This is a genomic window from Amycolatopsis sp. NPDC104819 (assembly GCF_055583145.1).
In genome coordinates this window covers 847,873-870,358 of sequence record NZ_JBVJON010000001.1, presented here as the reverse complement: position 1 = coordinate 870,358, position 22,486 = coordinate 847,873, and the positions used below count along the sequence as shown (strand labels likewise).

Sequence of the window (22,486 nt, the reverse complement as noted above, 5' to 3'; positions counted from 1 at the left end):
CGGAGCCGCCAAGGGGGCTCGAACCCCTGACCTTCTGTTTACAAGACAGATGCTCTACCAGCTGAGCTATAGCGGCCTGGCGCCCTCGGCGCCGCCCACAGTGTATCGGGCTCCGCTCAAGATCCGTTCGACAGGCAGCATCGCCAGGTCCAGGCCACCATGGACACCGGAGAAGCACCGGAGAAGCACACCGGAGAAACGTGGCCAACGCCACTGCAACAGCGGGCCTTCCCGCGTCGATGGTCCGGGAGGAGAGAGCGAGGAGGTGGATGGATCATGAAGATCAACGAGCGCACCAACGGGGGCAAGGCGACCAGATGGCCCGTCCTGGAACCTCCCGCGCAAAGAACTCCTAAAACCCACCGCCCCAACCTCCTGCGGCGGCGGCCGTGGCAGGTGCTCGAGGCTCCGACCGGTGAGTTTCCCGCCGTCGACGCCGATGAGGCCATGGGGCCTCAGCTGCCGGACGAGGCCACCGTCAACTTCGTGCTCGACCTCTCGCTGCGCATCGGGGAGGTCCAGATGGCCAGCGGCGCCGGCGCGTCGGACGTCACCGCGACCATCATCGCCATCGCCGCCGCGCTCGGGTTGCCGCACTGCGAGGTCGACGTCATCTTCACGTCGATCACCGTCACCTGCCACCGCGGCAGTGACCTCTCGCCGGTCACCGCGCTGCGCGTCGTGCGCAGCCGGAGCCTCGACTACACCCGGCTGACCGAGACCGAGAAGCTCATCCGGCAGATCGTGCGCGGCAACGTCGGCGCGGAGCAGGCGCAGACCGAGCTCGAACGCATCACGCAGGCGCCGCACCCCTACCCGCGCTGGGTCGCGACGCTGTCCTGGGGCGGGGTCGCCGCCTTCATCACCATCCTGCTCGGGGGTGGCCTCGACATCGCGCTCGTCGCCTTCGTCATCAGTGGTGTGATCGACCGGATCGGCCGGTTCGTGAACCGGTACTCCCTGCCGTTCTTCTTCCAGCAGGTGATCGGCGGCCTGGTCGCGACGCTCTCCGCGATGGCCGTCGTGAGCAGCGGGGTCCTGACGACCGACCGGCCGACGCTCGTCGTCGCGGCCGCACTGACCGTGCTGCTGTCCGGGCTCTCCACCGTGTCCGCGGTGCAGGACGCCATCACCGGCTACAACGTCACCGCCGCCGGGCGCACGATGGAAACCGTGCTGATGTCGGCGGGCCTGATCGCCGGGGTCGTGCTGGCGCTGCGGATCGCCGTCTTCTTCGAACTGCCGCTCACGCCGCTGCCGGACGTCCCCAGCTCGACGCCGCAGCAGCTGCCGCAGGTCATCATCGGCGGGGCCGGCGCCTCCGCCTGCTTCGCGCTCGCCTCCTACTCGAAGATGCGCGCGATGCTGGTCGCGGCGGCCGCCGGGGCCATCGGCGCCGCCGTCTACGGCGCGCTCATGCTGTCCGAGCTCGACGGCGTGAGCTCGTCCGCCATCGCGGCGACGCTGGTCGGGTTCTGCGGTGGTGTGCTCGCGCGGCGGCTCGGCGTGACCCCGCTCGTGGTCGCCGTGTCCGGGATCACTCCGCTGCTTCCGGGCCTTTCGACCTACCGTGGTCTGTACCGGATCGGGGTCGAGCCCAGTGGCGACATCTCGACGCTCATGACGGCCGTCGCGATCGGGCTTGCGCTGGCAGCGGGCGTGGTACTCGGGGAATGGCTCGCCCAGCCGGTACGGACCGGTCTGGGCAGGCTCGAGCGGCGGTTCGCCGGACCACGCATGGCTGGTCCGCTCGAACCGGCTGATCGACGCTTGGAGTAACCCGACGGTCACCGGCTGTTCATCGCTCACGCGATAGGGTTTCACTCTGGGGCCGCGACCCGGGACGCGAGGAGCGAGCGACGTGAGTGAACCGAAGGAGAACACGAGATCGGCCGATTTCGTCGTGGTGGCGAACCGGCTTCCGGTGGACCTCGAGCGCACGACGGACGGTGAGCGCCGCTGGACGGCCAGTCCGGGTGGGCTGGTCTCCGCGCTCGAGCCGTTCCTCCGCTCCCGCAAGGGCGCGTGGGTGGGCTGGCCGGGCATCCCGGACGTCGAGGTGGAGGAGTTCGACGACGACGGTCTCGTGCTGCACCCGGTCTCGTTGAGCGCCGACGAAGTCCGTGACTACTACGAAGGTTTCTCCAACGCGACGCTCTGGCCGCTCTACCACGACGTCGTCGAGCGCCCGGTGTTCGACCGGGCGTGGTGGAACAGCTACGTCAAGGTGAACCGCCGCTTCGCCCAGGCCAGCGCCGAGGTCGCCGCCCAGGGCGCGACGGTCTGGATCCAGGACTACCAGCTGCAGCTGGTGCCGGCGATGCTGCGCGAGCTGCGGCCGGACCTGCGCATCGGCTTCTTCCTGCACATCCCGTTCCCGCCGGTCGAGCTGTTCATGCAGATGCCGTGGCGCGCCGCGATCATCCGCGGCCTCACCGGCGCGGACCTCGTCGGCTTCCACCGCCCCGGCGGGGCGCAGAACTTCCTCTGGCTGTGCCGCCAGCTGATCGGCCTCGAGTCGACGCGCGGCGCGGTCGGCGTCCGGTCGCGGCCGGGCACCATGCAGGTCGGCGACCGGACGGTCCGGGTCGGCGCCTTCCCGATCTCGATCGACGCCGCCGGGCTCGACACGCTCGCGCGCACGAAGGGCGTCCAGGAGCGCGCGGCCCAGCTGCGGCGCGACCTCGGCAACCCCAAGACGGTCATGCTCGGCGTCGACCGCCTCGACTACACCAAGGGCATCGACCTGCGCCTGCAGGCGCTGCACGAGCTGCTCCACGAGGGCCGCCTGCAGCCGGACGACGTCACGTTCGTGCAGCTCGCCACCCCCAGCCGCGAGCGCGTCGAGCACTACCAGCGGATGCGCGGCGAGATCGAGCAGATGGTCGGCCGGATCAACGGCGAGTTCGCCCGCGTCGGCCACCCGGTCGTGCACTACCTGCACCAGTCGGTCGACCGCACCGAGCTGGCCGGCTTCTTCTCGGCGGCGGACGTCATGGTCGTGACGCCGCTGCGTGACGGCATGAACCTCGTGTGCAAGGAATACGTCGCCGCGCGGCACGATCTCGGGGGCGCGCTGGTGCTGTCCGAGTTCGCCGGCGCGGCCGCCGAGCTCTCTAGCGCATTCCTCGTGAATCCCCACGACCTGGACGGGGTGAAGGACGCTCTGGTGGCTGCCATTACGCTCGACCCGGCAGAGGGCCGTCGCCGGATGCGCGCCATGCGTCGCCAGGTCCTCACGCACGATGTCGATCGTTGGGCGCGCTCATTCCTGCAAGCTTTGGGTGCCGAGGCGGTCGATTAGCCCGAACGACCACGCACGAGCTCCTGAGGAGGAGTGTTGACTGCCGAGGCCCTGCCCGCCGAGCTACGGCGCGCGATCGTGCAGATCGCCCGTACTCCGCGACTGCTGGTCGCCTGCGACTACGACGGCACGCTGGCACCCATCACGCTCAACCCGGACGAGGCACGCCCGCTGCCCGAGTCCGTGGGCGCCCTCAGATCGCTCGCCGGTCTGCACGAGACGACGACCGCGGTCATCTCCGGCCGCGCGCTCCGCGATCTCGCCACGCTCTCGCGGCTGCCGTCCGAGGTGAACCTCGTCGGCAGCCACGGCTCCGAGTTCGACATCGGCTTCATCCACGCGCTCGACGAGAAGGCGCGTGAGCTGCACCGGCGGCTCGAAACCGAGCTCGAACAGCTCGTGCTCGACGTCCCGGGCGTGTCGCTCGAGGTCAAGCCGGCGAGCATCGCGGTGCACGTGCGCCGAGCCGAGCACGAAGCCGGCCGGCGGGTGCTCGCGGCCGTCCACAACGGACCGTCCACCTGGGATGGCGTGTCGACCACCGACGGCAAGGAGGTGGTGGAGCTCGCGGTCGTCCAGACGGACAAGGGCCGCGCGCTCGACATCCTGCGCCACCAGGTCGGTGCGACGGCGGCGATCTTCCTCGGCGACGACGTCACCGACGAGAAGGCCTTCGCCCGCCTCTCGGGTCCTGACCTGGGCATCAAGGTCGGCGACGGCGAAACGCTCGCCGGCTTCCGCGTGCCCGACACCGTCGACGTCGCGCTGGTCCTCGGCTTCCTGCTGGAGGAACGGCGCAACTGGCTCTACGGCGAGTCGGCCCCGCCGATCGAGCGGCTGTCGATGCTGGCCAACGAGCGCTCGGTCGCGCTCGTGACGCCGGACGCGAAGCTGACCTGGCTCTGCCACCCGGGGCCGGACGCGCCCGCGGTGTTCGCCGACCTGCTCGGCGGCGAGGGCGCGGGCCACTTCTCCATCAAGCCGCACCGCAACGGCCTGCCGCTGGGCCAGCGCTATCTGCCGAACACGATGACGGTCGAGACGCGCTGGTCGCGCCTGCTCGTCACCGACTACCTCGAGCCGGAGAGCCCGCAGCACCGGACGGACCTGGTCCGCGTCATCTCCGGTGAGGCGCAGGCGGACGTCAAGTTCGCGCCGCGCCCCGAGTTCGGCGGTGTGCCGGTGAAGCTGGAGATCACCGAGGGCGGCGTGAAGGTGCTCGGCACGTCGGAGCCGTTCGTGCTCTACTCGCCGGGCGTCGAGTGGACCATCACCTCCGACGGCCTGCACGACACCGCGACCGCGCTCGTCCAGCCGACGCCGACCCAGCCGGTCGTGCTGGAGCTGCGCTGCGGCACCACGGACCTCGGCGACCACGAACTGTCCGAAGTGGAACGACGCGACCGCGCGGGCCGCTACTGGAGCGAGTGGACGTCCAAGCTGCAGCTGCCGAAGGTGCAGACCGACCTGGTGCTGCGCTCGGCGCTGACCCTGCGCGGCCTGGTCAACACCGACTCCGGCGGCGTGCTCGCCGCGGCGACGTCGTCGCTGCCGGAGGAGATCGGCGGTGTCCGCAACTGGGACTACCGCTACTGCTGGATCCGCGACGCCGCGATGACCGTGCGGGAGCTCGTGCACCTCGGCTCGATCGAGGAGGCCGAGGGTTACCTCAAGTGGCTCCACGGGGTGCTCGCGACGCTGGCCGGCCCGGAGCGGCTCCACCCGCTGTACACGCTTTCGGGCAGTGTCATCGGCGCCGAAGCCGTGATCGAGTCGCTGCCCGGGTACGCCGGCTCGCGGCCCGTGCGCGTCGGCAACCTGGCGAACCACCAGGTGCAGCTGGACGTCTTCGGCCCGGTCGTCGAGCTGGTCGGCACCCTCGCCGCGGCGCGCGGCGACCTGCGTGACGAGGACTGGCAGATGGTCCGCGCCATGGCGGAAGCCGTGACGCGGCGCTGGAACGAGCCCGACCACGGGATCTGGGAGGAGCGGCACGTGCCGCGCCACCGCGTCTACTCCCGCGTGATGTGCTGGGTGACCATCGACCGCGCGGTCAAGCTCGGCGAGCAGTACGGCCGGGGCGTGCCGGGCGCGTGGCCGGCCCTGCGCGACGCGATCAAGGACGACGTCCTCACCCACGGCTGGAACGACGAGGTCCAGGCCTTCACCACGGCCTACGACGGCACGGACCTCGACGCGGCCTCGCTGTTCGTCGGGCTCACCGGGCTGATCGACCCCGCCGACGAGCGCTTCCAGCACACGGTGACCGCGATCGAGGCGGAGCTGCGCAGTGGGTCCACTGTGTACCGTTACCGCCGCGACGACGGTCTCCCGGGCGGCGAGGGCGGCTTCCACATCTGCGCGGCGTGGCTGATCGAGGCGTACCTGCTCACCGGGCGGCGCACCGAGGCGCAGGAGCTGTTCGACCAGATCGTCGCGGCGGCCGGCCCGACGGGGCTGCTGCCGGAGCAGTACGACCCCATCGCCGAACGGTCCCTCGGCAATCATCCGCAGGCGTATTCGCACATCGGGCTCATCCGGTGCGCCAACTTGCTGGCGGCCAGTTAGCCCTTTCGGTCTGATTGTCCGTGAAGGCCACCGCGAGGAACCTCGAGTTCCTTATGGTGGCCTTCACGGCGTTCGGAGGTGAGGTGCGTGCAGGGGACGTTCGGGCAGGTCGAGTACGTGCCGCTGCCGCCCCGGTTCGCCGACCGGGTGCGCGGGGGCTCGCTGGTCGTCGGTACGTCGATGATCGCCGGGATGGTGCTGCTGTTCGGGCTCACGACGTTCCTGAAGGGCATGGTCCACGGCCACGCCTTCCCGGACACGCTGATCGGCACGGCGGCGGCGGTGCTGCCCCCGCTGAGCGTGCTGGCGATCGCGGTGCTGGTGCTGTCGGTCCGGCGGTGCCTGCGCGGGGACTACCTGGTCGTGGCGAGTGCGGCGTCGGCCCGCACCACGCTGGTGTTCACCTACGTGCTGACGCTGATCCTGATCCTCGGCTCGTACGCGGCGTCGATCGTCTTCCGCGGGTGGCCGGACCTGCTCACGACCCTCGCGACGCTCGCCTTCGCCACGGTGGGGTTCGCGGCGGGGACGGTCTCCGTGCGGCCGTCGATGCGGACACTGCGGCGGTTCAGCGACCACCCGATTTGATGAGGAAAGCGGTCCAGGCGGCGGCGCTCAGGTGCAGTTCGCCGTGGGGTGCTTTGGAATCACGGATCGCAACGGGCGCGGTGAAGGAAACCTCGACGCAGTCACTACCGGCCCCGTCGGTGCTGTAGCTGCTCTTGAACCACCGTGCGTCTACAGTGGACACCGCAGCCTCCCTGATCAGAGCCGTTCGATCAGCGCGATCGAATCCTCCGCGTCCAGGGCCCGATCGGCGAAATCCTTGAAGGCCAGCTTAGCAGCGGAAACCTCAGCTGGTTTCTCGACCTGAACCGAGCCGAAGATGTGTTCGACGTAGGCAATATCCGGCTCCTCGGAATCATCGAAGCTGGCCACGATGAGGTTGCCGTTCTGCCCCGCGTAGGCGCCGACATCCTCCGGCACGATCTGCAGGGTCACGTTCGGCAGCTGCGCCCGCTCGACCAAGTGCCGCAGCTGCTCCTGCCGTTCGGCCTGCCCCAGAATGGGCTTCCGGAGCGCATGTTCGTCGATGATCGCGTGGAACTGCAGGATCGGCGGATCGGTGAGCCGCAGCTGCCGCAGCAGTCGCACGGTGACCTGGTTCTCCAGCACCTTCGGCTTCATCTGCACTCGCGCCGCGGCGAAGACCTCACGCATGTACGCCTCGGTCTGCAGCAGTCCCGGGATGTAGCCGAACTGGAAGACCTTGACCTTGCTCGCTTCCGCCTCGATCGGCAGGAACCCGCGGTTGTCCACCCCGTAGTGGTGCCACCAGCCTTTCTCCTTGGCGCGGTCGTAGGCGGAGATGTACTCGTCCCAGTCCGAGACGATCACGTTGTACCGGTCCAGCAGCGCGCGGAAGTCGTGGTACGGCGGCAGATACCCCGTCTCGATGCGCGACAGCTTGCTCGTCGACATGCGCAGCGGCGCGCCCGCCTCCTCCTGCGTCATCCCCAGCCGCTCGCGCATGCGCTTCAGCTGGCGCCCCATCTGCCGGGCGGGCAGGTTCGGCTCACCCACGTCTGACCCCTCGGAACCACATGGGCACGGATAGTAAGGGGCGGGTCCGACGACTCGGGAATCCCACGTGCACAGATTTCTTTGCACAATTTCCTTTGCATGACTACCTTGGGGTCATGACCAGCGCTCCACCACCGGAAGAGCTCGACCCGGACGCCCTCAAGGCCGTCACACACCCGTTGCGTCGCCGAATACTCGGCGTGTTGTCCGCGGGCCCGGCGACAGCCACGAAGCTCGCCCGGACCCTCGGCGAGAACACCGGCGCGACCAGCTACCACCTGCGGGAGCTGGCGCGGTTCGGGTTCGTCGAGGACGTCCCGGAGCTCGCGCGGGGCAAGGAACGGTGGTGGCGCACGCGGCCGCGGGACATCCGCTGGCCGCGGCGCAGCGAGCAGAGCGCCGAATCCCAGGTGCTGTTCGACGACATGCACCGCCAGGGGTTCGAGGACGACCTCGAAAAGCTCAACCGGTTCGCGGAGACGCGCGACGAACTGCCCGGCGACTGGCCGGACGCACTGCTCTACGCACGCGGCGGCACCTGGCTCACCGCCGAGGAGCTGCTCGCGTTCTGGAACGACTACCTGGAGCTGTTCCGCCGGCACTGGCGGCCCGAGGACGACCGGTCACCGGATGCGCGGCGCGTGCTCGTGCGCCTGCTCGCGTTCCCGGACCCAGGGGAAACGACATGACAGGGGATCTCACATGCGAAGAGGGGCTCTACTGCTGGCCGGGGTGATCCTGGCTCTTTCCGCGCCACCGTCGTCGCACCACCCGGCGGGTCGAAGCTGCCGGGCCTGGTGATGGTCCACGACAAGCGCACCGAGGGGTATTCGCAGTTCGAGCGGTCGTACTCGACCTTGGCCGACGACGCGCTGGCGGCGCTGGGGGCGAACGGCGTCGAGCCGTCGCGGCAACAAGCGTGGGCGATCGAGAACCAGCTGTGGCAGCTGGGAATGGCCGGGTCGATGGTGCGAATGGCGTCGTCGACGATGATGCGCCAGCTCGTCGGCGGCGGGTGTTCCGAGCACCGCGGTGACCCCGCTGGCCTGGTACGAGTCGACGTGGCTGCAGCTGGTCGTGCTGGTGTTCCTGCTGGTGGCCTTCGCCTTCGGGCTGGGCCGCGGCGCGGCGCGGCCGTCCCGTTGGCTGGCGGTGACCGGGTTGCTCGCCGTACTGGGCTTCCTGGCGTTCGACGTCCTGATCCAGGTGACGGTGGGCCGGAACCTGGGCCCGGTGCTCGCCGGCCGTCCGCTGCCCTGGCTGGTGTTGCAGCTGCTGTCGCTGGGTGCGGTGGCCGCCGCCATCGGCACGGCGATGGCGTGGTGGCGGTACCGCACCCAGCGGCTCGGCGTGCTCCTGGCGGGCGGCGTCGTGTTCGTCCCCTGGGCGGTTTACTGGGGACTGCTGGGGATCTAGGCGGAGTAGCCCTTCGGCGGGATCAGCGTCGCGAGCTGGTCGAAGCCGAGCCAGTAGATCTGGTTCCCGCCGAAGCTCGCCGGGTCGGCGATCTTGACCGTCCGGTCGGAGCTGTCGTACCCGATCACGGTGAAGTAGTGGTAGATCGTGTAGTTCGGGTAGCCCGGCGGGTGGTTGTTCGCGGGCGCGACGATGTTGGCGACGATCGCGTAGCCGTTGTTGATGTCGAGCACGATGTCGTTCCACAGCAGGTCGCGCTGGGCCTGCGTCGGCGGGTCGTTCGGCATCTCCTTGGTCTCGTACCAGGAGGTGCCGAGATCGCCGTTGAGGACGCCGGTGACCTGGCCGATCCAGTCGGTGCCGTTGGTGGTGGTGCCGAGCTGCGAGGCGAGCGTGCCCTGGCTCGGCAGGTTCCCGGTCCGCGCGGACATCGCGATCCGCGTCGCGGCCGGGCCGCACCAGTACCCGGTTTCCTGCACCTGGTACTGGATGGTGAGCACGGCCTCGGTGGAGGCTTGCGCCACCGCGGGCAGCGCGACAAGCCCCATGGCGGCCACGAGCGTGACGAATCCCAGCCGGAATCTGCGCATGACGGTCCTTCCCCAGTTTTGACGTCGGTTGGCCAACGCCTCACTGGAGGATGATCCGGGCAGCGGATCACTTCCGTCTCTCACCTGCCCTGAATGGATCACACCGAAGGTAGGTTCCGGGCTACCTCAGCCCCAGCTCCCGCTCGATCTCCTCGAGCGCGCGCTGCGCCTCTAGGTCGTACTCGTCCGGGACAACCTCGCGAGGCGGGATAGTCGACCTGGCGACCCAATTGATGACGGTAGGCCGCTCACCGGTGACGATGTACTCACCCAAAGCAGCGAAGACGTAGCCGACGGGCACCTCCTCGCCGCTGAACCAGCCGGCCGAGTGCTGCCCCAGCCAGTAGTCCTGAAACTCTCCGCTGTAGTCGGTTCCTGCGGGGACGTACTTGTCATTGGGGCCCTCATCGCCCCAGACCACGGTTCCGCGATTGCCGCGGATGCCGATGACGAGCCGAGGGCTGTACTCCGGTTCGCCGCTTCGAAATTCCCAGATGTACCCGACGGGTTCACCGGTTTCCGGCCTGGTGCCGGCGGCGGACAGCACAAACCCGATGGGATCCGGCACAGAGCGCAAAAGGGCGAGAGTAGTCCGCCCATCACGGCGGGCTTCCTCGATATCAAACTCAGCGGTCACGGCCTGCTTCTCCCGTAGTGCTTCCGGAACGGTTCATTGTCCTGATAGGTGCCGTAGACGGTCAAACTCCGGTCGCCATCCCGGGGGAACAGCCTGGTCAGAACCTTGTCGCATGCGTCGGCAAACTTCTTCTGGTTCTCGATGCCGCAAGGCGTGTAGTTGATCGCCACCTCGAGATCCGTGAGGTACGGCTTCCGCAGCATGAGAGCGGCCAGCTTGATCTCCACGTGGCAGCCGAGAAACTCCGAATCGAGCCCCATCGACTCTATGAGCGCGCAGGCGTCCTCGGTGAGGTGGGGGTCGGCCCAGCCGGACCTGATCGTCATCAGGTACCGGCCATTCCGGCCTACAACGCCGACAGTCCGGTCGTTGGTCCGCGGAATCACTCGTTTGGGTAGGCGCTTCGCGAGTTCGGCAGCCTCCGGCGGATAGCAGTCCCCATGCTCGTTGGTGTACCGCTTAGCCGTCTGAGCAGCGCCTCCTTGCGCGCCTTCGCCATCCTCGCCACGGATGCGGCTCGCGTAGGTCTCCAACCGGTTGATGGCCACGATGACCTTCCGATGCACCTCCTGGATCCCGGAAAGCACCGCACCCAGCTCACTCCGAGCGGCGGCCGGCTCCGGAGCGCGTGACCCCTTGGCGCCTTCCCCGCGTTCCCTATGCTCACAGCCACGGCCTTGAGCAGATCGCCAACAGACACGCCGCAAGCCCTCCCTCGAACGGACGCTCTTCTCATCATGGCCGTGAACGCTCGTGGACACTGCGGGCAACAGGGGGCATGCAGGTGATCCACGAGGGAGCCGAGATCTGGGGGCACGACCGTCCTGACCTGGGCGGAGCCGATCCCGGGCCGGCGTTCGGCCGGCTCTTCGACGCCCACGCCGCCGCGTTGCGCCGCTATCTCGCGCGGGCGCGTGGGCGCCGAACCGGCGAACGACCTCGTCGCCGAGACCTTCCTCGTCGCGCTGCGGCGCCGCGAGAGCTACCGGCCGGAGCTCGGCACCGCGCGGTCGTGGCTCTACGGCATCGCGACCAACCTGCTGCGCCACCACGTGCGGTCCGAGATGCGCGGGCTGCAGGCCACCGCGCGGCTGGCGCGCACCGGGGAAACAGCCACGCCGCGCACGACGGCCGCGTCGCCGAGCAGGTCGACGCCCAGGTCCGCGCGGCGCAGCTGGCCGGCGCGCTGGCCAAGCTCGGCCCGGCCGACCGCGACACGCTGCTGCTCGTGTCGTGGGCCGGGCTCGAGCCGGCCGAGGTCGCCGAAGCCCTCGGGATCCCGCCGGGTACGGTCCGGTCCCGGTTGCACCGGATCAGACGCTGGCTCAGGACGAACGCCCCGGCTCAGGAGGAGGTGCAGGACCTTGCGTGAAGACAACGTCCGGAAGATCTGGTCCGACGCCGAACTCGACGCGGCGCTGTCGGACCTCCACGCCGACGCCGGCGACGACGACGGGCTGGCCTTCGCCCGCGCGTCCCTCATGGCGGCCGCCGGCACGTCCGAGGCGCCGCCGCAGCCCCGCCGGACCGGGACCTGGCGGTGGATCGCGGTGGCCGCGGCCGTCGTCATGCTGGTCGGCGGGCTCGCGATCGTCACGTCCCTGCGGACGCCATCCTCGGACCCCGCCCAGCCGGCCGCGACGCTCCCCGACGTCGACCGCCCGCTCGCGCCGGGCGAGTACCACTACACGCAGAAGCTCACCTGGCTGGACGGGATCCTGCTCGACAAGCTGGTCAGGATCCAGCAGTCGGTCGAGCTGTGGATCCCGGCCGACCCCACCGGCGTCTGGCACCGGCGCACGAAGTGGACGGGCGCCGTGCGCGGGCTCGACAAGTCGGAGAACCCCGAACTGAGCCTCCGGCCGTTCGACGAGAACGGCCCGGCCGGCCGGTTCGGCCCCATACAGAACCTGGGTGGGCAGGTCGACCCGAGGTGGAACACACCGTTCGCGAACTGGCTGAACCCGGACGCGGCCTTCATCGCCTCGCTGACTCCCGACCGGGGGAAGCTGTCCAAGCGCCTGAACTTCGACACGATCACCGAGAACGACAGCGGGAAGGCGCACACCCCCACCGAAGCGCTCACGATGGTGCGCACCGCGCTGGAGACGGGCCTGGTCCGCAAGGACATCCGGTTCGCCCTGTCGGACACGTTCGGCGGACTCCCCGGCGGGTTCGTGGCACCGGACGGCCAAACCCCGGACGGCCGGCCCGCCACGGTCCTGGTCGCCAAGGACAGCGGCCAGCGCCTGTACCTCGACCCGAAAACGGCCGTGCTCCTGGCCTGGGAGGAGCACCCGGACGTCGTCCCGACGACCAGCCGCCCCGGGCCGCCCGTGAGTACGGCCGAGACCCCGTCGAGCGCGATCCTGCCCCCGCCGGCCAACACACTGGAGCCCCAGATGACCACGACGACCGTCCCGAGGGCCGACGGTTCGATCCCCCTTCCGGACGACCTGCCGACGGTGTACTCGTTCGCGATCACTCGGATGGCGGGGTGATCAGCGTGCGTGGCTGGCCGCGTTCAGCGCGTCCGCGACGTTCGCCACCTCCAGCACCCTGATCCCCGCCGGCGGCTTGCCCGAATCCGGTGGCACCAGCGCGTGCGTGAACCCGAGCCGCGCCGCTTCCGCCAGTCTCCGGCCCACGCTCGGCACGCGGCGGATCTCGCCCGCCAGCCCCACTTCGCCCACCGACACCAGCCGGGGGGACAGCGCGACGTCGCCGAACGATGACGTCAATGCCAGCACCAGCGCCAGGTCGATGCCCGGCTCGGTGATCTTCATACCGCCGACCGTGGCCGCGTAGACGTCCTTGTCGCCGAGCTTCAGGCCGCCGCGCTTCTCCAGCACCGCCAGGACCATCGCCACCCGCGCCGAATCCAGCCCGCTGACCGCGCGGCGCGGCTGGGGCGCCGACGTCGACGACACCAGCGCCTGGACCTCGCCGAGCAGCGGCCGCTTGCCCTCCATCGACACCGTGATCGCCGTGCCCGGCACCGGCTCCGCCGTGCGGCTGATGAACAGCCCCGACGGGTCCGGCACCCCGACGATGCCTTCTTCCTGCAGCTCGAAACAGCCGATCTCGTCGGACGCGCCGAACCGGTTCTTGATGCCGCGCAGCATCCGCAGCGTCGAGTGCTTGTCGCCTTCGAACTGCAGCACGACGTCCACCAGGTGCTCCAGCACGCGCGGGCCGGCCACCGAACCGTCCTTCGTGACGTGACCGACCAGCACCACCGGCAGCCCGCGCTCCTTGGCCAGCGCGACCAGCCCGGACGTCACCGCGCGGACCTGCGTCACCCCGCCCGGCGAGCCTTCGACCTGCGGCGACGCCATGGTCTGGACCGAGTCGACGATCAGCACGCCCGGCTTGACGTCGTCGACGTGCCCGAGCAGGGCGGACAGGTCGCTCTCGGCGGCCAGGTACATGCGGTCGTGGACGTTGCCCGTTCGCTCGGCGCGCAACCGGACCTGCCCCGCGGACTCCTCGCCCGTGATGTACAGGGACCGGTCGACCGTTTTCGCCCACTGGTACGCGACTTCGAGCAGCAGCGTCGACTTGCCGACACCCGGCTCACCCGCGAGCAGCACCACCGCGCCCGGCACCAGGCCGCCGCCCAGCACCCGGTCGAGCTCCGAGACGCCGGTGTGGCGGGCTCGCGCGGCTTCGACGTCGACTTCGCCGATCGGCCGCGCGGGCGCACTCGGCGCCCCGGCCGCGACGCGCTGGATCGCCGGTTTGGCCGGCGCCCCGCGCTCCTCGAGCGAGCCCCACTCCTGGCACTCCGGACACCGGCCGAGCCACTTGGCCGCTTCGTACCCGCAGCTGCCGCAGCGGTAGATGGTCCCCTTCTTCACCCCGCGAGGCTAACGGCGACCACCGACAAAACCGGGGACCTACTCCTTGACGTGCGCCGGCGCCGCCACGGGCAGCTCGACGGTGACCGGTCCGGCGTTCTTGAAAACGAACGTGACCTTGATGACCTGACCCGGCCAGAGCGGCTGCTTCAGCGCGGCCAGCGTCACGGTGCCCTTGCCGACGGTCGCCGGGGCGGCGGTCGGCGTCGCGCTGCTCGACGGCGCTTCGGCCGAGGAGGACGACGTCGCGGTGCCGGTTCCCGTCGAGCTGGTGCCGGTGGAGGTCGGAGCTTCCGAAGACGAGGTCGGCGCGCCCGAAGACGTGGGCTGCGCCTCGTTGGTGGACTCGACGGCGTCGTCCGGGCCGATCACCAGGGAGTGCCCGGCGACGACGTCCTTGGCGCCGCCGACGGTCGCCTGGGTGCCGTCCTCGGTCGAGACCGAGACGAGCGAGTCGTCCTGGGCGCCCTGGTTCACGATCGTCAGGGTCAGCGCCGGGGTCGCGCCGGACGCGTAGCCCGCGCCGGACGTCGGGTACTGCACCGCGGCGTCACGCAGGACAAGGGTCTTGACCTGGGCGTACGTGCCGTTGACCGCGGGCTGCTGCGTGTCGGTCTGGGTGATCTGGCCGGCCCCGCACCCGGCGAGCACGAGCGCGGCACCGAGCGCCAGCACGCCCGCGCCGAGCACGCGACGATTCTGCAGCCTCACGTCGCAGTCCTTCCCTTTTCACGGCCTCGTCCCCGCGAAGACTAGCCGGGAGCGATCTCCCGCGCGGAACCGGTCCGCGTAGCGCTCAAGATCAACCGTCCACAAAGGAATTCGTTGTGCCCGTTGACACCCGCCCCGGCCACCTGCGTGAGCACGGGGGTCCGACGTTTGTCAACCCCCGCCCAGGCCGCTGACCTGCGAGGACGAGTCCGGGTCGCTAGGTGGGCGCTGACGGACCGTGCTAGGATGGAGTCAGCGAAAGGGGCAGAGGACACATGGTTTTCAAGGTCGGAGAGACCGTCGTCTACCCGCACCACGGTGCCGCACTCATCGAAGCCATCGAGACCCGCGTGATCAAGGGCGAGGAAAAGAAGTACCTCGTCCTCAAGGTCGCGCAAGGGGATCTCACGGTTCGCGTGCCCGCTGACAACGCCGAGATCGTAGGCGTGCGCGATGTCGTCGGGCAAGAAGGACTGGACAAGGTCTTCGACGTTTTGCGTGCTCCGCACACCGAGGAACCAACGAACTGGTCTCGTCGGTACAAGGCCAACCTCGAGAAGCTCGCCTCCGGCGATGTGAACAAGGTGGCCGAAGTGGTGCGCGACCTCTGGCGGCGAGAGAAGGACCGAGGACTTTCAGCCGGCGAGAAGCGCATGCTGGCGAAGGCTCGGCAAATTCTGGTCAGCGAGCTCGCGCTCGCGGAGGGCACCGACGAGGACAAGGCTGAGGTCCTCCTCGACGAAGTTCTGGAAACCGCGACGGTCTGAACCCCGGGCACCTCGCTCGACGGGCGGGCGGGTGCCTCTACGATCGCGAACCGATGAACGTCGTCGCGATCGTGACCGTCGCACATCATGCCTCCGACGGGGAGCTCGCTCTCACGCCGGTCCATGGTGAAGCGCTACTCACGCACACCGTGCGGGGGCTGCTTGACGTACCGGAAATCGAATCGGTGCTCGTGGCGGCCCCCCATCGGTGTGCGTTGTCGTTTTCGGACGCGGTCCGGGGCATGGACTGCCGGATCGTGCCCGGCTCGCCGCGGCAGGCCTTCGCCGCCGTCGAGTCCGAGCTGACCCGTGACTCAGTTGTACTACTCCATGACGCTCTGCGGGCCTTCTGTCCTGCGCAAACCGTGCGTGACGTGATTGCCGCGGTGAGTGACGAGCACCCGGTGGTCGTCCCGGTGCTGCCGATGGCGGACACGGTGAAGGTGACCGACACGGCGTCGCTGATCGTCGGCACGGAGGACCGCTCACGGCTGCGCACGGCCCAAACCCCGGTCGGTTACACGGTTCCGGCGTTCCGGTCGGCCGATCTCGCCGTTCCCCTCGGCGCGTCGACGGTGCCCGGGCACCCGGACGCGATGCGCGTCACGAGTGCCTTCGAACTTTCCCTCGCCGAGGCGATCGCGGCGGCCCCGAAGAACGAGGAGACGCTGTGAGGATCGGCAACGGGGTGGACGTCCACCCGATCGAGGCGGGCCGCGACTGCTGGATGGCGGGCCTGCTCTGGCCGGACGCCGACGGCTGCGCCGGCCACTCCGACGGCGACGTGGCAGCCCACGCCCTGTGCGACGCCCTGCTGTCCGCGGCGGGCCTGGGCGACCTGGGCGCGGTGTTCGGCACGGGCGACCCCCGCATGGACGGCGCCCACGGAGCGGACATGCTCGTCGAGGTCCGCGGCCTGATCACGGCGGCGGGCTGGCGCGTGGCGAACGCTTCGGTCCAGATCGTGGGCAACGCGCCGCGCGTCGGAAAGCGGCGCGAGGAGGCGCAGAAGGTGCTGTCGGAGGCGATCGGCGGCCCGGTGAGCGTGTCGGGGACGACATCCGACGGCTTGGGCCTGACGGGCCGCGGCGAGGGTATTGCCGCCTTCGCGACGGCGCTGCTGCTCGCGGCGGATTAGGCCCGGGAAGGTCGTGAATGACTCATTCATGACCTCTGACGAGGTGAATGAGTCATTCACGACATCGCAGCGGCTCGCCGGGCACGTTCGCCCGGCACCTGCGCGGTGGCCGCTCAATGAAGTGAATGAGTCACTCACGACATAGCGACCGGATTTCTCGAACGACGCTGCGCCATCCTGAGCCCCGCCACGGTCTGGCACCCGGTTCCGGTGCCGCGGTCGGAGCGAGTTGAGACGCAGCCCATCGCCGCAGGGGCGGCAGTCGCCCCTGCGGCAGCCCGGCCGCGCGAATCCGACTTCGCCGGAACCTGCCGGAGGAGGGCGGGCCGGTGGCCCGGCCCGCCCCGGAATAGGCCCACGCCGGTGCTGGTTCGGCGTGATATGGCCCTCACCCTCCCGGACGCCGTCCGCGCGCTGATCGACGGCAAGAACTTCGCCACCGTCGCCACCCTCGACGCCGATGGCTCGCCGCAGACCTCCGTCGTCTGGGTCGGGCTCGACGGCGGTGATCTCGTCTTCAGCGCGACCGAAGACCGCCGCAAGGTCCGCAACCTGCGCCGTGACCCGCGCGTGAGCGTCTCGATCACCGACGCCGCCAACCCCTACCGCCACACCCAGCTGCGCGGCCGGGTCTCCATCGAGCCGGACCCCGGCAAGACCCTCCCGAAGACGCTCAGCCACAAGTACCTCGCCCAGGACCCGCCCGCCGAGGGCCCCGAGACCGAGCGCGTGATCGTCCGCCTCCACGTCGAGAAGGTCGCGGGCAACGTCCAATAGGGTCCAGACCATGGGTGTGACATTCAACGACGCCACGAAGGCGCTCCTCGACGGCCGCAACTACCCCGTCGTCGCGACCACCAACGCCGACGGCTCGCCGCAGAGCTCCGTCGTCTGGGCGCGCCGGGACGGGGACACCGTCCTCTTCGTGACCGTCCAGGGCCGGCGCAAGGAACGCAACATCCGCCGGGACCCGCGGGTCTCGGTCTCCGTCTTCGACCTGGCCGATCCGGAGAACTACGTCGAGATCCGCGGCCGCGCCGAGGTCACCGCCGAAGGCGGGCCCGAGCTGAACGACGAGCTGGCCCGCAAGTACACCGGCGCCGTCTTCCCGCCCGAGCCGCCGGAGGTCGTGCGCGTGCTGGTGCGGGTGGTTCCCGATCACATCACGGGGCATTCGGCCTGACGCTCCCGTTAGGGTGAAACCATGACGATCAGGGCGGTGTTGTTCGACTTCTCCGGCACGCTGTTCCGGCTCGAGCAGGATGAAACCTGGCTCGCGGAACTCACCGACCACGAGGGCAGCCCGCTCGACGTCGAGGCGCAGACCGAGCTGATGCGCCGGATGACCGCTCCGGTCGGGCAGGTCGTCGAGCTCGACGCCGAGCACGTGCACGCCTGGCAGCACCGCGACCGCGACCCCGCGCTGCACCGGAAGGTGTACCTCGAGGTCCTCAAGAAGTCCGGTGTCCCGCGGCCCGAACAGGCCGTCGCGCTGTACGAACGGCTGATCACGCCCACCCAGTGGACGCCCTACCCGGACACCGAGGCCGCGCTGAAGGCCGCCGCCGAAGGGGGCCTGAAGGTCGGCGTGCTCAGCAACATCGCCTTCGACATCCGGCCCGCGTTCACCACCCGCGGGTGGGACGCCTACGTCGACGAGTTCGTCCTGTCCTTCGAGGTCGGGGCGATCAAACCGGAGCTGGAGATCTTCCGGGTTGCGGTTCAGGCCCTCGGCGTGCCGGCCACCGAGACGCTCATGGTGGGCGACAGCGAGGAGGCCGACGGCGGCGCGCGGGCCCTCGGCTGCGAGTTCGCGCTGGTAGACCCGCTGCCGACCAGCGAACGCCCGGATGCCCTGCTCTCGGCGCTGCGGGAGTCCGGCATCGGCTGACCCGTCAGCAGGTGCTTGCGAGATCCCTCACCTCGCCCCGTACCCTTTCAGGGTGGCCCTACATCTGTTCGACACAGCGACCCGGAGCGTGCGGGAGTTCCACCCCGTCCGTAGCGGAACGGCGTCGATCTACGTGTGTGGCGCCACCGTGCAGGGCGTGCCGCACATCGGCCACGTCCGCGGCGTCGTGAACTACGACGTCCTGCGCCGCTGGCTCGTCCACAGTGGACTGGACGTGCTGCTGGTCCGCAACGTCACCGACATCGACGACAAGATCCTGACCAAGGCCGCCGAAGCCGATCGGCCCTGGTGGGAGTGGGCGGCGACGCACGAGCGCGCGTTCGAGACCGCGTACGAGCAGCTGGGCTGCCTCCCGCCGTCGGTGAGCCCGCGCGCGACCGGGCACGTCACCCAGATGATCGAGCTGATGGAACGCCTCATCGAGAGCGGCCACGGCTACGTCGCGGACGGCGACGTCTACTTCTCGGTCAAGTCGTTCGACGAGTACGGCAAGCTCTCCGGCCAGGTCCTCGAGGACGTCCAGCAGGGCGAGACGCCGACCCGCGGCAAGCGCGACCCGCGCGACTTCACGATGTGGAAGAGCGCGAAGCCGGGCGAGCCGTCGTGGCCGACCCCGTGGGGCGACGGCCGGCCGGGCTGGCACCTCGAGTGCTCGGCGATGGCGACGGCGTACCTCGGCGCGGAGTTCGACATCCACGGCGGCGGCATCGACCTGGCCTTCCCGCACCACGAGAACGAGCGCGCCCAGTCGAACGCGGCGGGCGACGCCTTCGCGCGATTCTGGCTGCACAACGCCTGGGTGACCATGTCGGGCGAGAAGATGTCGAAGTCGCTCGGCAACACCGTGTCGATCCCGTCGATGCTGGAGCGCTACCGCGCGCCGGAGCTGCGCTACTACCTGGTCCAGCCGCACTACCGCTCCACGATCGAGTACTCGGACGGCGCGCTGTCCGAGGCCGCGCAGGGCTACCGGCGGATCGAGACGTTCCTGCGTCGCGCCGCCCAGTCCGGCGAGGTGACGCTGGGCACGATCCCCGCCGAGTTCGCGGCGGCGATGGACGACGACCTGGCCACCCCGCAGGCGTTCGCCGTGGTCCACACCACGGTGCGGGACGGTAACGCCGCCCTCGACGCGGGCGACACCCCCAAGGCACTCGAACTCGCCGCGGCCGTCCGCGCGATGACCGACGTGCTCGGTCTCGACCCGCTGTCCGCGCGCTGGTCCGAAGCGGGCGGCTCCGAAACGCCCACCAAGGAGGCGCTGGGCTTCCTCGTCGACAATCTGCTGGCCGAGCGCCAGCAGGCCCGGGCCGAGAAGGACTTCGCCCGCGCGGACGCCGCTCGTGACCGCCTCCAGCAGGCGGGCATCGTGGTGGAGGACACCCCCAACGGACCACAGTGGACAGTCAAGTCCGACTGAGCTTTTCAACGCAAGGAACTTTCACCATGGCAGGCAATTCGCGGCGCCAGGGCGCGATCCGCAAGACGGGCACCAAGAAGGGCGCCGTCGTCGGCTCGGGCGGTCAGCGCCGCAAGGCCCTCGAAGGCAAGGGGCCGACCCCGAAGGCGGAGGACCGTCCCGGGCACAAGGCGTACCGCCAGAACAACGCCGCGACCAAGCGCGACCAGGCCCGGCAGAAGAAGGCCGACAAGCCGGAGCTGATCGCCGGGCGCAACCCGGTGGTCGAGGCGCTGCGCGCCGACGTCCCGGCGACGGCGCTGTACGTCGCGCTGAACATCGAGATCGACGACCGCGTGAACGACGCCGTCCGGCTGGCCGGCGACAAGGGCATCTCGATCCTGGAGATCCCGCGCGAGGAGCTGGACCGCAAGACGAACCGGGCCGTGCACCAGGGCCTCGGCCTGCAGGTCCCGCCGTTCGAGTACGCCCACCCGGACGACCTGATGGCGGCGGCGCGCAACTCGGGCGAGGTGCCCCTGTTCGTCGCGCTCGACGGCGTCACCGACCCGCGGAACCTGGGCGCGGTGATCCGCTCGGCGGCCGCGTTCGGCGCCCACGGGGTGCTGCTGCCGGAGCGGCGCAGCGCGGGCATGACGGCGGTGGCGTGGCGCACGAGCGCGGGCACGGCGGCGAAGCTGCCGATCGCGGTGGCGACCAACCTGACGCGTCAGCTCAAGGCGTGGGCGAACGACGGCCTGATGCTGGTCGGCCTGGACGCGGACGGCTCGGTCGACATCGACGAGCTCGAGCTGGCGGCCGACCCGCTGGTCATCGTGCTCGGCTCGGAGGGCCGCGGCCTGTCGCGCCTGGTCCGCGAGACGTGCGACGCGACGGTGTCGATCCCGATGGCGGCGGGCGTGGAGTCGCTGAACGCCTCGGTGGCGGCCGGCGTGCTGCTGGCCGAGGTGGCGCGACGCCGTCGTCTCGCCGGTCGGGTCTGACACCACCACCCAGTCGGGTTAAGGTCACCGTCGGATAAACCGAGGGGACCCGATGTCGTTCGTTTCGCCACTGTTCCTGTGGTACTTCATGCCGGCGGTGCTCGTCGCCGTGCTGGTGTGCCCGCGGACGTGGCGCAACGGCATCGTCGCGGTCGGCAGCCTGCTGTTCTACACGATCGGCGCCGGCCCGTTCGTGTTCCTGCTGCTCGGCTGCATGGTGGTCAACTTCCTGGCCGGCCCCCTGCTGGAGCCGAGCCCGTGGGACGTCCACGGCACCCGCCGGCGCCGGATCCTCATCGCGGTCGTGGCGCTCGACGTCACGGTGCTGGTGATCTGGAAGTACGCGGGGTTCGCGACCCAGCAGATCGCGGCGGTCGCCCACTGGTTCGGCGGCAGTGTCCCGGTGGCGAGCCTGGTGGTGCCGATCGGCATCTCGTTCTACACGTTCCACCACATTTCGTACGTGGTCGACATCTACCGCGGCGAGCGCCAGGCGCTGCGCAACCCGGTGTCGTTCGCGGCGTACATCGCGATGTTCCCGCAGCTGGTGGCGGGCCCGATCGTGCGGTACCGCGAGATCGCCGACCAGCTCCCCCAGCTGAGATCCCATCGCCTCGACGACATCGCGGCCGGCTTCCCCCGGTTCGCACTCGGGCTGTGCAAGAAGACGATCATCGCGGACTCCCTGAGCCCCCTGGTCGAGGCGTGTTTCAAGGTCCCATCGGACCAGATGACGTTCTCGACGGCGTGGCTCGGCGCGGTGGCGTACACGCTCCAGCTGTTCTTCGACTTCTCGGGATATTCGGACATGGCGATCGGCCTCGGCCGCATGCTGGGCTTCCGCCTCCCGGAGAACTTCGCCCGGCCGTACTCATCGGTGACGATCACGGAGTTCTGGCGCCGCTGGCACATGAGCTTGAGCCGCTGGTTCCGCGACTACGTGTACATCCCCCTGGGCGGCAACCGCAACGGAGCGGCGCGCACGTATCGAAACCTGTGCATAGTGTTCGTGCTGACAGGCTTCTGGCACGGCGCCCAATGGACGTTCCTGGTGTGGGGCTGCTACCACGGAGCGTTGCTGGTGATCGAGCGCCGCTTCGGCTTGGACCTGGACCCGGCGGTCCGCTGGCACCGCTACCTCCGCCGAGCATTCACAATGCTCCTGGTGGTGTTCGGCTGGGTGTTCTTCAGATCAGCGGACATAGGCCACGCGCTGTCCATGATCGGCCACATGCTGATCCCCGACTTCGACGGCTTGGGCCCGGGAGTGGCACAGGCGTTCACGAACCAAAGGCTGGTTCTGCTGCTGGCGGCCCTGGCGGTGTTCCTGCTGCCGGCACACCCGGTGACGGGACCGCTGTTGGAGTCGTCGAGAAGCAAGCCGGCAACGGCACTGCGCATCGGGGTAATGACGGTAGGCCTGATCTACGCGGCAATCCTGATAGCAACGGGAACATTCAGCCCATTCTTGTACTACCAGTTCTGACAGCAAGACCCAGGAACAACGACCACACCACCCCCCGAAACCGATACGAAGCGCCCTCAGCGGCCGCCGCGCCGTGTCAAGGCACGCTTTCCCGCCTTGACGCGGCGCGG

General features: G+C 69.7%; 23 protein-coding genes, 1 tRNA gene and 1 pseudogene. 17 read left to right on the top strand and 8 right to left on the bottom strand.

Features of this window, described 5'->3' with window-relative positions; all coding sequences use genetic code 11:
• Positions 1-3: 3 nt before the first annotated feature.
• A tRNA-Thr gene (locus tag ACZ63E_RS04425) sits at positions 4-76 on the bottom strand.
• Between the two features lie 200 nt (positions 77-276).
• Between ACZ63E_RS04425 and ACZ63E_RS04420 the strand changes: the two genes are divergently transcribed.
• From ACZ63E_RS04420 to ACZ63E_RS04405, 4 genes are all read left to right on the top strand, one after another.
• Complete coding sequence (locus ACZ63E_RS04420; protein WP_465334204.1) at positions 277-1,779, top strand: threonine/serine exporter family protein; 1,503 nt, start codon at positions 277-279, stop codon at positions 1,777-1,779.
• Positions 1,780-1,861: 82 nt separating this feature from the next.
• Positions 1,862-3,304: an alpha,alpha-trehalose-phosphate synthase (UDP-forming) gene (locus tag ACZ63E_RS04415; protein ID WP_465334203.1), complete on the top strand. Its 1,443-nt coding sequence runs from the start codon at positions 1,862-1,864 to the stop codon at positions 3,302-3,304.
• A gap of 36 nt (positions 3,305-3,340) precedes the next feature.
• Positions 3,341-5,872, top strand: coding sequence for a trehalose-phosphatase (gene otsB, locus ACZ63E_RS04410; RefSeq protein ID WP_465334201.1), 2,532 nt, complete (start codon positions 3,341-3,343; stop codon positions 5,870-5,872).
• Positions 5,873-5,959: 87 nt separating this feature from the next.
• Positions 5,960-6,460: a hypothetical protein gene (locus tag ACZ63E_RS04405; RefSeq protein WP_465334200.1), complete on the top strand. Its 501-nt coding sequence runs from the start codon at positions 5,960-5,962 to the stop codon at positions 6,458-6,460.
• On the opposite strand, the gene ACZ63E_RS04400 is transcribed toward ACZ63E_RS04405, so the two are convergent.
• Both ACZ63E_RS04400 and ACZ63E_RS04395 read right to left on the bottom strand, forming a co-directional pair.
• Positions 6,441-6,623: a DUF397 domain-containing protein gene (locus ACZ63E_RS04400; protein WP_465334198.1), complete on the bottom strand. Its 183-nt coding sequence runs from the start codon at positions 6,621-6,623 to the stop codon at positions 6,441-6,443. The genes ACZ63E_RS04405 and ACZ63E_RS04400 overlap by 20 nt on opposite strands.
• 14 nt (positions 6,624-6,637) lie before the next feature.
• Entirely contained in the window at positions 6,638-7,456 is an 819-nt protein-coding gene (locus ACZ63E_RS04395) for a helix-turn-helix domain-containing protein (RefSeq protein WP_465334197.1), read from the bottom strand.
• A gap of 116 nt (positions 7,457-7,572) precedes the next feature.
• Here ACZ63E_RS04395 and ACZ63E_RS04390 point away from each other — a divergent pair, with 116 nt between their 5' ends.
• Together ACZ63E_RS04390 and ACZ63E_RS04385 are read left to right on the top strand one after the other, a co-directional pair.
• Entirely contained in the window at positions 7,573-8,145 is a 573-nt protein-coding gene (locus tag ACZ63E_RS04390; RefSeq protein ID WP_465334195.1) for an ArsR/SmtB family transcription factor, read from the top strand.
• A 343-nt stretch (positions 8,146-8,488) separates the two neighbouring features.
• The gene (locus ACZ63E_RS04385; RefSeq protein WP_465334193.1) at positions 8,489-8,872 is read left to right on the top strand and encodes a hypothetical protein; all 384 of its coding nucleotides are present in this window, start codon (positions 8,489-8,491) and stop codon (positions 8,870-8,872) included.
• Here the strand turns inward: ACZ63E_RS04385 and ACZ63E_RS04380 are convergent.
• The 3 genes from ACZ63E_RS04380 to ACZ63E_RS04370 all read right to left on the bottom strand — a co-directional run bounded on the left by ACZ63E_RS04380 (position 8,869) and on the right by ACZ63E_RS04370 (position 10,686).
• Entirely contained in the window at positions 8,869-9,462 is a 594-nt protein-coding gene (locus ACZ63E_RS04380) for a C39 family peptidase (protein ID WP_465334191.1), read from the bottom strand. The two genes, ACZ63E_RS04385 and ACZ63E_RS04380, sit on opposite strands and share 4 nt — an antisense overlap.
• Before the next feature lie 121 nt (positions 9,463-9,583).
• Entirely contained in the window at positions 9,584-10,099 is a 516-nt protein-coding gene (locus ACZ63E_RS04375; RefSeq protein WP_465334190.1) for an Imm1 family immunity protein, read from the bottom strand.
• On the bottom strand, positions 10,096-10,686 hold the full coding sequence (locus ACZ63E_RS04370) for a DddA-like double-stranded DNA deaminase toxin (protein ID WP_465334188.1): 591 nt from the start codon (positions 10,684-10,686) through the stop codon (positions 10,096-10,098). The genes ACZ63E_RS04375 and ACZ63E_RS04370 overlap by 4 nt, the downstream gene beginning before the upstream one ends.
• Positions 10,687-10,877: 191 nt before the next feature.
• Here ACZ63E_RS04370 and ACZ63E_RS04365 point away from each other — a divergent pair.
• Both ACZ63E_RS04365 and ACZ63E_RS04360 read left to right on the top strand, forming a co-directional pair.
• Positions 10,878-11,471, top strand: a pseudogene (locus tag ACZ63E_RS04365) (RNA polymerase sigma factor).
• Positions 11,464-12,600 (top strand): CU044_5270 family protein, encoded by a 1,137-nt coding sequence (locus ACZ63E_RS04360; RefSeq protein WP_465334186.1) that lies wholly within the window; start codon positions 11,464-11,466, stop codon positions 12,598-12,600. The pseudogene ACZ63E_RS04365 and the gene ACZ63E_RS04360 overlap by 8 nt, the downstream one beginning before the upstream one ends.
• Here the strand turns inward: ACZ63E_RS04360 and radA are convergent, their stop codons facing one another.
• Together radA and ACZ63E_RS04350 are read right to left on the bottom strand one after the other, a co-directional pair.
• On the bottom strand, positions 12,601-13,959 hold the full coding sequence (gene radA, locus ACZ63E_RS04355; RefSeq protein WP_465334184.1) for a DNA repair protein RadA: 1,359 nt from the start codon (positions 13,957-13,959) through the stop codon (positions 12,601-12,603). It abuts the gene before it with no gap.
• 39 nt (positions 13,960-13,998) lie between these two features.
• The gene (locus tag ACZ63E_RS04350) at positions 13,999-14,670 is read right to left on the bottom strand and encodes a hypothetical protein (RefSeq protein ID WP_465334183.1); all 672 of its coding nucleotides are present in this window, start codon (positions 14,668-14,670) and stop codon (positions 13,999-14,001) included.
• 275 nt (positions 14,671-14,945) lie between these two features.
• On the opposite strand from ACZ63E_RS04350, the gene ACZ63E_RS04345 reads away from it, so the two are divergent.
• The 9 genes from ACZ63E_RS04345 (at position 14,946) to ACZ63E_RS04305 (ending at position 22,376) form a co-directional block, all read left to right on the top strand.
• Positions 14,946-15,437, top strand: a complete 492-nt coding sequence (locus tag ACZ63E_RS04345; RefSeq protein WP_004559016.1) for a CarD family transcriptional regulator — start codon at positions 14,946-14,948, stop codon at positions 15,435-15,437.
• 53 nt (positions 15,438-15,490) lie between these two features.
• Positions 15,491-16,111: an IspD/TarI family cytidylyltransferase gene (locus ACZ63E_RS04340; RefSeq protein WP_465334181.1), complete on the top strand. Its 621-nt coding sequence runs from the start codon at positions 15,491-15,493 to the stop codon at positions 16,109-16,111.
• Complete coding sequence (gene ispF / locus ACZ63E_RS04335) at positions 16,108-16,575, top strand: 2-C-methyl-D-erythritol 2,4-cyclodiphosphate synthase (protein WP_465334179.1); 468 nt, start codon at positions 16,108-16,110, stop codon at positions 16,573-16,575. The genes ACZ63E_RS04340 and ispF overlap by 4 nt, the downstream gene beginning before the upstream one ends.
• A gap of 381 nt (positions 16,576-16,956) precedes the next feature.
• Entirely contained in the window at positions 16,957-17,352 is a 396-nt protein-coding gene (locus tag ACZ63E_RS04330) for a PPOX class F420-dependent oxidoreductase (RefSeq protein ID WP_465334178.1), read from the top strand.
• Positions 17,353-17,362: 10 nt separating this feature from the next.
• A complete protein-coding gene (locus tag ACZ63E_RS04325) occupies positions 17,363-17,758 on the top strand; it encodes a PPOX class F420-dependent oxidoreductase (protein WP_465334177.1) in 396 nt (131 codons plus the stop codon).
• 21 nt (positions 17,759-17,779) lie between these two features.
• Positions 17,780-18,466 carry an HAD family hydrolase gene (locus tag ACZ63E_RS04320; protein ID WP_465334175.1) on the top strand — a complete coding sequence of 229 codons (687 nt, stop codon included), beginning with the start codon at positions 17,780-17,782 and terminating at the stop codon, positions 18,464-18,466.
• 52 nt (positions 18,467-18,518) lie between these two features.
• Positions 18,519-19,907, top strand: coding sequence for a cysteine--tRNA ligase (gene cysS / locus ACZ63E_RS04315; protein ID WP_465334173.1), 1,389 nt, complete (start codon positions 18,519-18,521; stop codon positions 19,905-19,907).
• 26 nt (positions 19,908-19,933) lie between these two features.
• The gene (gene rlmB, locus ACZ63E_RS04310) at positions 19,934-20,890 is read left to right on the top strand and encodes a 23S rRNA (guanosine(2251)-2'-O)-methyltransferase RlmB (protein WP_465301409.1); all 957 of its coding nucleotides are present in this window, start codon (positions 19,934-19,936) and stop codon (positions 20,888-20,890) included.
• A gap of 52 nt (positions 20,891-20,942) precedes the next feature.
• Positions 20,943-22,376: an MBOAT family O-acyltransferase gene (locus ACZ63E_RS04305; protein ID WP_465301407.1), complete on the top strand. Its 1,434-nt coding sequence runs from the start codon at positions 20,943-20,945 to the stop codon at positions 22,374-22,376.
• Positions 22,377-22,486: the final 110 nt, after the last annotated feature.